A 14161-nucleotide genomic window follows, 5' to 3' on the forward strand; every position below is an offset into this window, starting at 1 on the left:
CGTGGGGCGCGGGGCGCTTGAAGAGATGAACCTGAAACGGTCGTACCGTTCTCTCGTCGGCGGCGTCTGGGCGGGCGTCGTGACGACCTGCCTCGGGCTTGCCACGGTCACGGTCTGGACCGACACCCGCGACTACGAGCGCACGATCCGCGACGCCCGCAGCACCGCCGAGGCGGTGGTGCAGGCGCTCGGCCAGGAGGCGAACCGCCTCGTCTCCTCCGTCGACATGCTGCTCAGCGCCGCCGCCGCGCGGGTCGATGCCCACACCTTCGGGGCGAGCCCGGTCTATACCCGCCAGCTCCTCTCCGGCCTGATGGCCCATATCCCGGCGGTGACCGCCGTGCGGGTGCTCGACGGCACCACGGCGGGGGTGCTGTTCGGCCAGGGCGGGGCCGGGCACGACGGCCGCCCTACCGATGCCGAGCTGGTGCGCTCCGCCCTGGCGGTGGGGCAGTCCGAGCTCGCGATCGGCTGGCCGACCCGGGTCGGGCCGGCCGATACCTGGTTCGTCAGCGTCGCCCGGATGGTGCTGCCGCGTCCGGGCGAGACGCCGCTGGTCGCGGTGGCCGACCTCTCGCTCACCGAGCTGCAACGGCTCTACGGCCAGCTCGATCTCGGGCCCAACGGCGCCATCGGGCTCCTGCGCAGCGACGGCGTGGTCCTGGTGCGCCATCCCTACGTCCCCGACAAGGTCGGCCTGAACGTCGCCGGCGGCTCGCTCATGCGGGCGGCGGCCGGCGCGGCCGGCGGCACGTTCGGCGGCGCCTCGCCGATCGACGGCGTGCCGCGCTACGGCAGCTTCCAGCGCGTCTCCGGCGCGCCGCTCCTCGTCACCACCGGCGTCTCGAAGGACGAGGCGCTGGCCGCCTGGCGCGACGGCGTCCGCCAGGACGCCGCGATCGTGCTGGGGATCAGCGCCGTGCTGGTCGGGCTCGGCTTCGGGCTGACCCGGACGCTGACGCGCCACCGCGACCTCGAGGAGGAGGCGCGCCGCGCCGCCGGCATGCTCTCGGCCGGCGAGGCCCGCTACCGGCTGCTCGCCGAGAACACCAGCGAGCTGATCGTCCTCGCCCACGACGACGGCCGGCGCAGCTACGTCTCGCCGGCGGTGCGGCGCCTGCTCGGCTACACGCCGGAGGAGGCCGCCGCGATGCGCCTGCGCGACTGCGTCCACCGCGAGGATCTCGCGCCCCTGGTGACCCAGGCCCGCCGCCTCGCGGCCGGCGAGACGCAGGTCAGCGTGGTCTGCCGCGCCCGCCACCGGACCGGGGGATGGGTCTGGGTCGAGGGGGCGTTCCGGCGCATCCCGGGCGCCGCGCCCGGCGAGCCGGCGATCATCGCGACCTTCCGCGACGTCGGCGAGCGCCAGCGCCACGCTCGCGCCCTCGAGGAGGCCCGGATCACCGCCGAGCGGGCGAGCCAGGCCAAGACCGACTTCCTGGCCTCGATGAGCCACGAGATCCGCACGCCGCTCAACGGCGTCATCGGCTATGCCGACCTGCTCCTCGCCGACCGCACCCTGCCGGGCCGGCACCGGCGCTACGTCGACCGGATCGCCGCCGCGGGCGGGGCGCTCTTGACCGTCGTCGACGACATCCTCGACTTCTCGCGCATCGAGGCCGGCGGCATCGCGCTCGCCGAGGTGCCGTTCGCCCCCGCGGCGCTGATCGACAACGCCGCCTCGATCGTGCGCGGCCTGTCCGAGCCCAAGGGCCTCGCCCTCGACGTCGCCCTCGATGCCGCGGTGCCGGACTGGGTCCGGGGCGATCCCGACCGCCTGCGCCAGATCCTGCTCAACCTCCTCAACAACGCGGTCAAGTTCACCCCCGCCGGCCGGGTCGCGGTGCGGGTCGAGGCCGAGGCAGGGGCTCAGGGAGGATCGTTGCGCTTCTCGGTCTCCGACACCGGCATCGGCATCGCGTCCGAGCAGCACGGCCGGCTGTTCCAGCGCTTCAGCCAGGTCGACGGCTCGATCCGCCGGCAATACGGCGGCAGCGGGCTCGGGCTGGCGATCTGCAAGGGGCTGGTCGAGCTGATGGGCGGGACGATCGGCGTCGAGAGCCGGCCCGGCGCCGGCTCGACCTTCTGGTTCCGGCTGCCGCTCCCGGCCTGCCCGGCCCCGGCCGCGGAGGAGGCGGAGGGCCGGCCGGCCCCGGTGCGCCCGGCCCGCCTGCTCCTCGTCGAGGACGTGCCGATCAACCAGGACCTCGCCCGGGCGGTGCTGGAGGCGGACGGCCACAGCGTCGACGTCGCCGGCGACGGCGCGGCGGCGATCGAGGCGGTGGGGGCGAAGTCCTACGACCTCGTGCTGATGGACGTGCAGATGCCCGGCATGGACGGGATCACCGCCACGCGGGCGATCCGGGCGATGGCCGGCCCGGTCGGCACGGTGCCGATCGTCGCGATGACCGCCAACGTGCTCCCGGCCCAGCTCGAGACCTTCCGGGCCGCCGGGATGGACGGCCATGTCGGCAAGCCGTTCAAGCGCGCCGAGCTCGCCGCGGCGATCGCCCGGCACCGCGCCGATAGCGGCGGGTCCGTCCCGGTGCCGGTGCTGGTCGACGCCGAGGCCTTCGCGGCCGCCCGCACCCTGATGGGCCCGGAGCGGATCGATGCCCTCCTCGGCCTCCTGGCGACGGAGCTGGAGCAGCGCTTCCGCGCCCGCAGCGGCGACCGCGCCGGCCTCGCCCACGATGCCCACGCGATGATCTCGGCCGCCGGGCTCCTCGGCTTCACCGGCCTGTCCGACCTGTGTCGCGAGATCGAGGATGCCTGCCGTGCCGGCGCCGACCTGCCGGACCTGCAGCGCCGGATCGAGGCGGCCCGGGCGGCGGCCCTGGCGCAGATCGAGACGTTGCGGGCGGCGTGACCATCAGCAAATCTCAACATCCATCACACCCGCCCTGTCCCGGACGACGGCAGCGAAGCGGAAGGAGATCCGGGATCCAGCCGTAAGACTTGCCGCGAAGCGGCTCTGCATGGTGCACCGTCGCAGACAGGCGGACGCTTCGCGCCTTCTTGTGCTGGTTCCCGGATCTCCTTCCGCTGGCGCTGCAGTCGTCCGGGAAAGGGGAGGGCGGAATCGGCCTCAGCCCACCCCATCCCGCACCGCCAGCTCCCGCCGCGCCGCCTCCGCCCCCACCACCGTCCCCCCCGCCGCCTCGATCGCCCGCCGCGCCGCCGCGACCCAGTCCCGGTTGCCCCGCGTCGACCCCCACGGCGCGTCCTCCAGCCCCACCCGCACATGCCCACCGCGGGTAACAGCCGCCGGCACCAGCGGCAGGATGTCGACGCCGAGGCCCGCCACCATCCAGGGCGCGCCGGGTGCGCATTCGGCGAGCAGCGCCAGATGCGCGTCGAGATAGGCCTCTCGCGGCGGGAAGCCCCAGGCGAACTCGTCCGAGAACATGAAGCGGTAGACCGGCACCGGCGGGCGCGGCTCCAGGGCGGCCAAGGCCGCGCCCAGGCGGGTGAAGCCCGGCTCGTAGATGGCGTAGCCGGGCCGGATCCGGTGGGTGCGGGCGATGCGCAGGCCCTCGCGGATATCGGCCATCGGGTTCTGGTAGACGAAGCCGCTGTCGTCGGAGGAGGCCTCGTCGTAGCGCAGGAAGGTGGTCGAGCCCGGGTCGCACACCGCCCACTCGATCAGGCCGCGCCGGGCCAGCTCCTCGGTATGGGCATAGCGGATCGCCGCGCTCGCGGCGTAATCCGAGCCGGCAAGCGGGATCGTCGGGTAGACGATCGCGTCCGATTGCGCCCGGATGCCCTCGATGATGCGGGCATAGGTCTCCCAGGCGTCGTTCTGGCGCCCGGTCCCGGGATCGTAGGCGTGGACGTGGACGATCGCCGCCCCTTCCGCGACCGCGGCGAGCCCGTCGGCCACCACCTCGTCGACGGTGATCGGGATGCCGGGCTGGCGCTCGCGTCCCCACGGCCCGTTCAGGGCCGCCTCGATCCAGATCTCCGCCATCGCGTCCCTCCCGGTCTTTGCCGGGCATCATGCGCCGGAGGCGGCCGCCTGTCTGCCGTGCGGCGCGGCTCCTGCTGGATTGGTTCTTGCAAGCGTTGCAGGCACTGACAAGACTCCGCCCGGGAGGCTCCCATGTCCCGTCACCACGAGATTCCCGCCACCCCCGACACGATGGTGCTGGGCTATTTCGACGCCGCCCTGAAGCCGGTGCTGACGGTGGAATCCGGCGACACCGTCACACTGCATTCCCACCCGGCCGGCGGCCGGGCCACGCTCCATCCCGACCCCGCCCGCCACCCGGCCGACTACATCGAGGCCCTCGACGCGCTCTCGCCCGGGATCGGCCCGCACTTCGTCACCGGGCCGGTCCATGTCCGCGGCGCCCTGCCCGGCGACGTGCTCCAAATCGACATCCTCGACCTGAAATTCCGCATGGATTGGGGCTTCGTGGCGATCCTGCCGCTCCTCGGCACCCTGCCGGACGAGTTCGACACGTCCGAGACCATCCACCCGGACATCGATGCCGCGCGCGGCGTCGCGATCCTGCCCTGGGGCACGGAGCTGCCGCTCGACCCGTTCTTCGGCATCCTGGCGACCTCCCCGCCGCCGGCCTGGGGCAGGGTGACCTCGCCGGTGCCGCGCCGCTTCGGCGGCAACATGGACAACAAGGAGCTGAAGACCGGCACCACCTTGTACCTGCCGGTCTTCGCGGAAGGCGCGGGGTTCTATGCCGGCGACGGCCACGGCGTGCAGGGGGACGGCGAGGTCTGCATCACGGCGCTCGAGACCGGGCTCACCGGCACCTTCCGGCTCACCGTCCGCAAGGACTTGGTGAAGAAGGATTTGGCCTTCGACTGGCCCTTCGCCGAGACGCCGACCGACCTGATGTCGATCGGCCTGCACGAGAGCCTGGACGAGGCGATGCGCCAGGCGGTGCGCGAGATGATCCGCCACGTCTGCGCCCGGACTGGGCTCACCCGCAACCAGGCCTACATGCTGTGCTCGCTCGCCGGCAACCTGCGCATCACCCAGACCGTCGACGGCAACAAGGGGGTGCACATGCTGCTGCCGAAATCTGCGCTGCCGGAGACGAAGTGAGCGCATGGATCTCCGCTTCGACGACCTGCCCGCCCGCGACCGCTACCGCCTGCTCACCGCGCTGGTGACGCCCCGGCCGATCGCCCTCGTGACCACGCGCTCCGCGGGCGGCACCGACAACGCGGCGCCGATCAGCTTCTTCCAGGTGCTCGCCGAGGAGCCGCCGATCGTGGCGCTCAGCTTCAACCTGCGCTCCGACGGGACCCTCAAGGACACGCCGCGCGCGATCGAGGAGACGGGCGAGTTCGTGGTCAACCTCGTGGATGAAGGGCTGGTCGCCGCGATGACGGTCTGCGCCGCCGAGTTCCCGCCCGGCGAGAGCGAGATCCCGGCGGCGGGGCTGACGCTTCTCCCCTGCACCGGCGTGCGGCCGGGGCGGATCGCCGAGGCGCCGGCGAGCCTCGGCTGCCGTACCCACACCGTCATCGACCTCTCGCCCGAGCGCCGGATCGTGCTCGGGCAGGTCGTGTCGCTGCAAGCCCGCGACGACCTCTTCACCCCGGACGGGCGCCACCTGCGCGACGGCGCCTTCCTGCCGGTGGGCCGGCTCTACGGCGACCTCTACGCCCGCACCGGGGACCGCTTCGCGGTGCCCCGGGTCACGGTCGAGGAGGCCAAGCAGGGGGGAGGGCGTTGAGGGGAGAGGGCGTTAGCCCCTCACCGCGTCCGGCACCCCGAACACCGCCAGCGTCGTCTCCCCGGCCGAGAGCCGCTTCTCCCAGCCGATCTCGGCCTGGGCCCGCTCCTCGGCCTTGGCGATCAGGCCTTCCGCCGCCTCGCGCGGGATCACCACGACGCCGTCGTCGTCGCCGAGGATCAGGTCGCCGGGACGGACCGGAGCGCCGCCGATCGTGACCGGGGCGTTGACGGTGCCGCCGTCCTTCGAGGCCGGGCCGCGGGCCGTGACGTGGCGGGTGAACACCGCGAAGTCGTTCCAGCCGCCCAGGATGCCGGTGTCGCGTACCGCGCCGTCGGCGACCAGGCCGACGATGCCCTTGCGGCGTGCCGCCGTCGAGAGCAGGTCGCCGATCATCGCGACGTCGCTGCGCCCGCCGGCATCGATCACCACCACGTCGCCGGCCTCCGCCACCGCGATGGCGTGGTGCACGGCGCCGTAATCCTTCGGATCGCAGAGCGCGGTGACGGCGCTGCCGAGGAGGCTCGGGCCCCCGGCGATGCGCCGCAGCGGCCGGATCGCCGGATCGACCTGGGTGCGGCCCTCCAGCAGATCGACCACCACCGCGACCGGCACGGCGGCGAAGCGCCGGATCAGGTCGGGGGAGAGGCGGGGCGGGGTCTCGGCGATGATCCGGGTCGGCATGGCATCTCCTCTCGGGCCGTCTTCGCTTTGCGGCCGGTCGCCGATCTCTATAGGCTGCCAGGCCACGCGCCGACAGGCGCGAGGCAACCGAGACTCCGACGCTCCAACAGGCGCGGACAAGCAAAAATCCGGTGCGCCGCAGGCGCGACCGCAAGAAGGGCTCCCGCGGGAGCCCAGGGGAGGATGAGGCATGGCGGAGGGCGGAAGCGCCCCGGGCTCGCGGCGGCTCGAGGGCAAGGTGGCGGTGCTGTTCGGGGCCGGCTCGGCGGGGCCGGGCTGGGGCAACGGCAAGGCCGCGGCGGTGACCTTCGCGCGCCACGGTGCCCGGGTGGTCTGCGTCGACGTGCGGCGCGAGGCGGCGGAGGAAACCGCCGAGATCATCCGCCGCGAGGACGGCGCCGCCACGGCGGCATCCTGCGACGCCACCGATTCGGCTGCGGTCGCGGCCCTGGTCGCCGAGGTGATGGCGGCGCAAGGGCGCATCGACGTGCTGCACAACAATGTCGGCTACGCCCAGATGGGCGGTCCGGTCGAGCTGAGCGAGGCCGACTGGCACCGCACCCTCGACCTCAACCTCACCACCTGCTTCCTCACCTGCAAGCACGTGCTGCCGCACATGCTGGCGCAGCGGGCGGGCAGCATCGTCAACATCTCGTCGGCGGCGGCGATCCGCTACACCGGCTATCCGTATGCCGCCTACTACGCCGCCAAGGCCGCGGTGAACAACTTCACCTTAGGATTGGCGCTGCAATACGCGAAGGACGGCATCCGGGTGAACGCGATCATGCCCGGGCTGATGAACACGCCGCTGATCCACCAGCAGATCTCCGGCCAGTACCAGGACCCGGCCGAGATGGTGCGGGCCCGCGACGCCGCCTGCCCGATGGGCCGGATGGGCACCGCCTGGGACGTCGCCAACGCCGCCCTGTTCCTCGCCTCCGACGAGGCGGCCTACATCACCGGTGTGGCGCTGCCCGTCGATGGCGGCCTGACCGGGAGGGTGGCGTGAGCCTTCAGGATACCTCCGACCTGCTCTGGCGGCATTGGCGCGAGGGGCGCCTGCTCGCCGCCCTGCCGCCGAACCTCGCGCCGCCCGACCGCGCCGCCGCCTACCGGATCCAGGCCCTGCTGGAGCCGCGCAGCGCGTCCCCCCTCTACGGCTGGAAGATCGCCGCGACGAGCCTGGCCGGCCAGCGCCATATCGGCGCCGACGGGCCGCTCGCCGGGCGGCTGCTGGCCGAGCAGGTGCTACCCGCGGACGCGCCGGTGCCGCTTTCCGGCAACCAGATGCGGGTGGCCGAGCCCGAGGTGGCGTTCCGCATCGGCCGCGACCTGCCCCCGCGGCCGGAGCCCTACACCGTCGATGAGGTGATGGCGGCGGTGGACGCGGCCCATCCGGCGATCGAGTTCCCGGATTCGCGGCTGGAGGCCTTCGAGAGGGCGGGAGAGTCGGCGCTGATCGCCGACAATGCCTGCGCCCACCTCTTCGTCCTCGGCCCCCCGGCGCCCGAGGGCTGGCGCGCTCTCGACCTCGCCGCGATGCCGACCCGGATCGCCGCGGAGGGGAGGGCGCCCCACGAGGGAAGCGGCGGCAACGCCCTCGACGATCCGCGCCTCGCGCTGACCTGGCTCGCCAATGCGCTGTCGGGGCAGGGCCTCACCCTGCGTGAGGGCGAGATCGTGACCACCGGCACCACCACGGTGCCGCTGCCGGTCGAGCCGGGGGACGTGGTGCGGGCGGAGCTGGGGGGATTGGGCGCGCTGACGGTGCGGGTCGGGGCGGAGTAGCCCGCCCGGCACGGGCGGCTCGATCGCGGCATCGATGGGCGCGTGGCCTGAGCCGACAATCCGGGCTGGGCTTGAGCGAAGCGACCGTCGACGGAAAGGGGGATGCGGACCTTTCCGCATCCCCCTTCATGGTCCGCCGTCGCCCGGCCGTCCTCAGGCCGCCTTCACCCCCTCGAGGAACACCGCCACCTCGCGCTCCAGCTCGCCGGCGTAGCGCCCGAGCCGGTCGGCCGCGCCGAGCACTTCCGTCGCGGCGGCGCCCGTGCTGCCGGCCTCGCGCTGCACCGCGACGATGCCGGTCGTCACCGCTTGCGTGCCTTGCGCCGCGTGCTGGACGTTGCGGGCGATCTCCTGGGTCGCCGCGCCTTGCTGGTCGACGGCACCGGCCACGCCCTCGGCGATCTCCGACATCCGCTCGATCACCCCGGAGATCGCCCGGATCGCCTGCACGACGCCGCCGGTGGTCTCCTGGATGTGGCCGATCTGCTGGGCGATCTCGGCGGTGGCGCGGCTGGTCTGGCTCGCCAGCTCCTTGACTTCCGCCGCGACGACCGCGAAGCCGCGGCCCGCCTCGCCGGCCCGCGCCGCCTCGATGGTGGCGTTGAGCGCGAGCAGGTTGGTCTGGCCGGCGATCGACGAGATCAGGTTGACGATGTCGCCGATCTGGTCGGCGGACTTGACCAGCCGCTGCACCGTCTCGTCGGTCCGGCGCGCCTGGTCGACCGCGTCGCGGGCGATGTCCGAGGACTGCGCCACCTGGGCACTGATGCCGCCGATCGAGACCGAGAGCTCCTCGCTCGCCGCCGCCACCATCTGGACGTTGGCGAGCGTCTGCTCGGCGGCGCCCGCCACCTCGGTCGAGCGGCCGTTGGTGGTCTCGGCGGCCTGGGTCATGGTGCGGGCGGTCGCCTCCATGCCGGTGGCGGCCTCGGCCAGCGTCGCGGTCATCGCCACCACGTTGGCCTCGAAGGTGCGGGTCACCGCGTCGAGGCGCGCCGCCCGTTCGGCCTTGGCGGCAGCCTCCGCGGCGCTCGCCCGGTCGGCCGCGTCCTTGGCGAGCAGCGCCTCGCGGAACACCCGCACGGTGCCCGCCATGGCGCCGATCTCGTCGCGGCGCTCCAGCGCCGGGACCTCGGTGGCGAGGTCGCCGCCGGCGAGCGCCCGCATGGCGCCGGACAGCCGGTCGATCGGCCGGGTGATGCCGCGCCCGATCAGCAGGGCCAGGGCCGCCCCGATGGCGCAGGCGAGGCCGACGCCGCCGGCGAGCAGCCACAGCGCCCGGTCGCGCTCGGCGGCGAGCTGGGTCAGCTCGCCGGCGCCGATGCCCTGCGCCGCCGCCACCAGCTCGGCCGAGCGGCGGTCGAGGTCGGCGAAGATCTTGGCCTGCGCCGCGTTCGCCTTGACGATGTCCGGAATGCTGTCCTTGAACCCGCGCACCTTGTTGGCGAGGTCGCGCAGAACGGTCTGGGCGGCGGCGTCGATGTCGCCGTAGAGGATCGTCTCGGCCTGGTCGATCAACGTGTCGGCGGCGGCGTCGACCGCCTTGGCGGCCTCCTCCTCGCGGGCCAGGATCAGGCGCTGCTCCTGCTTCTCGGCCTCCTTGGCGGCGGAGATCGCCTTGCCGCTGGCGATGAGCAGGCCGGTGCCCGAGGCGACCTTGTCCTGCTGCTGGCGCAAGGTCACCTGGGCGGCGGTCTGGGCGTTGTTCTGCGCCTGCTCGATCTGGCGCAGGCCGACGATCAGGCCGCCGAACAGCGGCGCCAGCTCCTCGCCGCGCTCCGCCTTGCCGCCCGGCCCGAGCGGCTCCTCGACCTTGGCCTGATAGGCTTCCAGGGCCGTCAAGGCGGGCTCGACGGTCTCGAGCGAGGTCATGGCGCCGAGGCGGCGCAGCAGCACGGCGACGGAATTGACCTTCGACTGGATCTCCAGCTTGCCGTCCTCGCTCGCGCCGGCCAGGAAGCCGACCTGCAGCACCTGCATCTCCAGCGCCGAGCGGATCGCGAAGGCGACGACGACGGCGGTGTTGGTGGCGGATTTCTGGTCGGCCAGCGCCTTGTCGAGGGCCTTGCCGGCCTCAGCGAGCTGCCGCTCCTGCGCGGTGCCGATGCCGGTCACGGTGTTCTGCAACTCGGCGATGAGGGCGGCGTGACGGTCCTGGAGCGCCCGCGTCGTCGCCTTCTGGGCGCCGAAGGCCTTCACCGCGGCCTCGAACCCGTCCAGTGCGCCGGCGATGCCGGCGGCGGAGGCCGCGGCCTGCGGGTCGTCCGCGAGGCGGCCCGAGAAGGTGCCGGCGCTCGCCCGCACCCGCCCGATCGCCGCCCGCAGGGCGTCGTCCCGGCGCGCATCGTCGCTCTTGAGGGCGCGGTCCGTGGCGAGCGCGAGATCGCCGATCTCGCCGGCCAGCATCTGCGCCGCGTTGGCCGTATCGACCCGCCGGGCGAAGCCCGTCAGGCTGTGCCACCCGATCGCTGCAACCGAAACCGTCAGCAGGAGGATGAGACCGAACCCCCCGAAGACGCGCGCCCTGATGGACATTCTACCATATCTCCTCACCTCAGCAGAAGCTAACAGCGAGGTATGAAGCATTTCCTACTATATTATTGCAACCAAAGATTGAATCGGTATGTTCTGCTTGTAGGCGCCCGGCTCGGGGTCGGGCGCCATAAGACCTCAGGGGATCAGCCGGTCGGCGCGCAGGCGTTCGAACAGGTCGAAGAACGCGTCGTCGGTCGGTTGGTAGTCGAGGAAGCCGAGGCGGCGGCTCTTGCTCATGTCGGTGACGACCTCGATCGGCCGGCCGAGATCGGCATCGGTGTGCCAGGGTGAGGCGAGGCGGTCGAGGGTCGGCTCGGCGAGGCCGTGCCGCTTCGCGATCTCGGCCCAGAGCGGGGCGTCGCCGGCCATCTGCTGTTCCAGGGGGCGCACGGTGCCGTCGAACGGCGCCGGCTCGATCCCGAACCAGGAGGCGAGGCGGCCCCACATCCAGCTCCAGCGGAAGACGTCGCCGTTGACGACGTTGAAGTCCTGGTCGGCCGCCTGGCGTGCGGTCGAGGCCCAGAGCAGGTGGCGAGCCAGCAGCCGCGCGTCGGTCATGTCGGTCAGGCCGTTCCACTGCATGGCCGAGCCCGGGAAGCGGAACGGCCGTCCGGTCTCGCGGCAGAGCGTGGCATAGACCGCGAGCGTGGTGCCCATGTTCATCGCGTTGCCGACCGCCTTGCCGATGATGGTGTGCGGGCGGTGCACGCTCCACGAGAACCCGTCGCGCTTGGCTGCCGCGAAGACCTCGTCTTCCTGCGCGTAGTAGAAGTTCTCGACCGGCAGCCGGCCCTGCTCCTCGCGGAACGGGGTCTGGGGCACCGCGCCCTTCCCGTAGGCCTCGAACGGGCCGAGATAGTGCTTGAGCCCCGTCACCAGGGCGACGTGGCGCACGCTGCCGGCGGGTTGCAGGGCGTTCAGCAGGTTGCGCACCATCGCGCCGTTGACCCGGATCATCTCGGCCTCGGTCGGCCGGCGCATCCAGGTCGAGAGCACCACCCGGGTCGGCCGGTGCGGCGCCAGGGCGGCCTTGAGGCCCTCCGCGTCCTGCAGGTCGGCCGCTACGGGCACGACGCTGTCTTGCGCCGGCGGGTTGCGGGCGAGCCCCAGCACCGTCCAGCCGGCCTCGTTCATCACCGCCGCCGCGGCGCTGCCGACGATGCCGCTCGCGCCGACGATCAGCACGGTTTCCGTCATGTCCCGGATCCTTTGTTCGCTCTTGATCGGCGGGACAACGCCTGGGGGGTGGGAGGGTCCCGTAGCGCGGGCATGCTTTGCCGGGACGGCATAGCGTCTTCGCCTAAGCCGTCGACGCGGCGGAGCCGGGCGGGCGGTTCCGCGTTGCTGGATGCGGCAGCGGGCCGGGGCGCCCGGAACTGCCGGCGGAGGCGACCCGTGGGCCAGCTCATCGGCACGGAAGAGGAAACCGCGGCGGACGCACCGGCACCGGCACCGGAGCCGGCGCGGCGGCTGAAGCCCGCCTTGCTGCTCGGGGCGCTCGGGGTCGTCTACGGCGACATCGGCACCAGCCCGCTCTACGCCTTCAAGGAGGCGGTGCGGGCCGCCGGCCACGGCCAGGCCACGCCCGCCGCGGTCATCGGCGCGGTGTCGCTGATCCTGTGGGCGCTCCTCGTCGTGGTGTCGCTCAAATACGCGGTGCTGATCCTGCGGGCCGACAATCACGGCGAGGGCGGCATCGTGGCGATGCTGGCCCTGCTCGGCGCCCGCCACGCCGAGCCGCGCAGCTGGGCCGGCCTCCTCCTCGTCGTCGGGCTGATCGGTGCCGCCCTCCTCTACGGAGACGGGGCGATCACGCCGGCGATCTCGGTCTTGAGCGCCGTCGAGGGCCTGAAGGTCGAGGCGCCCGGCCTCGCCCGCGCGGTGGTGCCGATCACCGTGGTGATCCTGGTCGGGCTGTTCCTGATCCAGAGCAAGGGCGCGGCCTTCATCGGGCGGATCTTCGGGCCGGTGATGCTGGTCTGGTTCGTCGTCATCGCCCTCTTGGGGCTAGGCGGCATCCTGCAATCGCCGCAGATCCTGTCCGCCCTCAACCCGTTGAAGGCGGTCGACTTCCTCACCCATGCGGGGTGGGGCGTCAGCTTCGCGATGCTCGGCGCCGCCTTCCTGGCGGTGACCGGCGGCGAGGCGATGTACGCCGATCTCGGCCATTTCGGCGCCCGCCCGATCCGGCTCGCCTGGTTCGGCCTGGTGCTGCCGGCCCTCGTCATCAACTATTTCGGGCAGGGCGCCGTGCTGCTCGCCGAGCCCGACGCGATCGAGAACCCGTTCTACCGCCTCAGCCCCGACTGGGCGCATTACCCGCTGATCGGGCTCGCGACGCTCGCCACCGTCATCGCCTCGCAGGCGATCATCTCGGGCGTGTTCTCGCTGACCCAGCAGGCGGTGCAGCTCGGCTTCCTGCCCTATATCCGCATCATCCATACCGCCCGTGACGAGCGCGGCCAGATCTACGTGCCGATCGTCAACTGGCTGCTCGCCGCTGCGACCTTGAGCGCCGTGGTGATCTTCGAGACCTCGGACGCGCTCGCCGGCGCCTACGGCATCGCGGTCTCGCTGCTGATGGCGATCACGACGTTGCTCGCCGCCCTGATCGCCCGGCGCTGGGGCTACAGCCTGCTGATCGTCCTCGTGGTCAACGGGCTGTTCCTCCTGATCGACCTCGTGTTCCTGTCGGCCAACAGCGTGAAGGTGTTCGAGGGCGGCTGGTACCCGCTCGTCCTCACGGCGATCGTCGCCGTGACGATGCTGACCTGGCTCCAGGGCACGCGGCTGATCGAGGCCCACCGGGTCGGGGAGCGCCAGGACGAGGACGCCTTCCTGGCGCACTTGCGCGCCGACCCGCCGATCCGGCTGCCGGGGGCGGGGGCCTTCCTGTCGGCGGCCACCAAGGGCATCCCGCTCCACATGAGCCGGCTCGTGGAGCGCAGCCGCGCCCTGCCGTCCCGCTGCACCATCGTCACCGCGCTCTACGAGGAGAAGCCGGTGGTGCCCGCGCCTGAGCGCGCCGAGGTGATCCAGGTCGCCCCCGACCTCTACCGCGTCACGCTCCGCTACGGCTACATGGAGGATGCCTCGATTCCCGAGGGGCTCGCCTGCGCGGTGGCGCATGGCGGCTTGCCGGCCGATTTCGTCGAGGACGTCACGGTCTTCATCGGTCACGAGACGGTCATCCCGAAGCACAACCACCGCGGCATGGCGGTCTGGCGCGAGGCGCTGTTCGCCTTCATGGCGCGCAACGGCGAGCGCACCGGCGCCTTCTTCTGCGTGCCGACCCGGCAGGTGATGGAGGTGGGGACGGAGATCGAGATTTGAGGCCGCGAACGGGCGTTTCTTCGAAGCCTCCGGTCGCGTTGACATCCTCCATCGTCACTCGGGGCCGCGCGGCGGAGCCCGGGATCCTGAACCGCAGGTGGTGCGGAACAGGGCAG

General features: G+C 72.6%; 10 protein-coding genes. 6 read left to right on the forward strand and 4 right to left on the reverse strand.

The window, feature by feature from the left end:
* The first annotated feature begins 25 nt into the window (after positions 1-25).
* The gene (locus FF100_RS31175) at positions 26-2869 is read left to right on the forward strand and encodes an ATP-binding protein (RefSeq protein WP_139039922.1); all 2844 of its coding nucleotides are present in this window, start codon (positions 26-28) and stop codon (positions 2867-2869) included.
* 219 nt (positions 2870-3088) lie between these two features.
* Here the strand turns inward: FF100_RS31175 and FF100_RS31180 are convergent, their stop codons facing one another.
* Positions 3089-3970: a beta-keto acid cleavage family enzyme gene (locus FF100_RS31180; protein WP_139039923.1), complete on the reverse strand. Its 882-nt coding sequence runs from the start codon at positions 3968-3970 to the stop codon at positions 3089-3091.
* A gap of 132 nt (positions 3971-4102) precedes the next feature.
* Here FF100_RS31180 and FF100_RS31185 point away from each other — a divergent pair, with 132 nt between their 5' ends.
* Together FF100_RS31185 and FF100_RS31190 are read left to right on the forward strand one after the other, a co-directional pair.
* The gene (locus FF100_RS31185) at positions 4103-5068 is read left to right on the forward strand and encodes an acetamidase/formamidase family protein (protein ID WP_139039924.1); all 966 of its coding nucleotides are present in this window, start codon (positions 4103-4105) and stop codon (positions 5066-5068) included.
* Positions 5069-5072: 4 nt separating this feature from the next.
* The gene (locus FF100_RS31190) at positions 5073-5705 is read left to right on the forward strand and encodes a flavin reductase family protein (protein ID WP_139039925.1); all 633 of its coding nucleotides are present in this window, start codon (positions 5073-5075) and stop codon (positions 5703-5705) included.
* A gap of 12 nt (positions 5706-5717) precedes the next feature.
* Here FF100_RS31190 and FF100_RS31195 read toward each other — a convergent pair whose 3' ends face one another.
* Positions 5718-6389 carry an RraA family protein gene (locus tag FF100_RS31195; protein ID WP_139039926.1) on the reverse strand — a complete coding sequence of 224 codons (672 nt, stop codon included), beginning with the start codon at positions 6387-6389 and terminating at the stop codon, positions 5718-5720.
* Positions 6390-6579: 190 nt separating this feature from the next.
* On the opposite strand from FF100_RS31195, the gene FF100_RS31200 reads away from it, so the two are divergent.
* Complete coding sequence (locus tag FF100_RS31200; protein ID WP_139039927.1) at positions 6580-7398, forward strand: SDR family NAD(P)-dependent oxidoreductase; 819 nt, start codon at positions 6580-6582, stop codon at positions 7396-7398.
* Complete coding sequence (locus tag FF100_RS31205; protein ID WP_139039928.1) at positions 7395-8177, forward strand: 2-keto-4-pentenoate hydratase; 783 nt, start codon at positions 7395-7397, stop codon at positions 8175-8177. Before FF100_RS31200 ends, FF100_RS31205 begins: the two co-directional genes overlap by 4 nt.
* Positions 8178-8330: 153 nt before the next feature.
* On the opposite strand, the gene FF100_RS31210 is transcribed toward FF100_RS31205, so the two are convergent.
* A complete protein-coding gene (locus tag FF100_RS31210) occupies positions 8331-10712 on the reverse strand; it encodes a methyl-accepting chemotaxis protein (protein WP_139039929.1) in 2382 nt (793 codons plus the stop codon).
* Between the two features lie 135 nt (positions 10713-10847).
* Positions 10848-11909 (reverse strand): SDR family oxidoreductase, encoded by a 1062-nt coding sequence (locus FF100_RS31215; RefSeq protein ID WP_139039930.1) that lies wholly within the window; start codon positions 11907-11909, stop codon positions 10848-10850.
* Between the two features lie 210 nt (positions 11910-12119).
* Between FF100_RS31215 and FF100_RS31220 the strand changes: the two genes are divergently transcribed.
* Positions 12120-14045, forward strand: coding sequence for a potassium transporter Kup (locus tag FF100_RS31220; RefSeq protein ID WP_425463372.1), 1926 nt, complete (start codon positions 12120-12122; stop codon positions 14043-14045).
* Positions 14046-14161: the final 116 nt, after the last annotated feature.

It is taken from the genome of Methylobacterium terricola (genome assembly GCF_006151805.1).
GTDB lineage: Bacteria > Pseudomonadota > Alphaproteobacteria > Rhizobiales > Beijerinckiaceae > Methylobacterium > Methylobacterium terricola.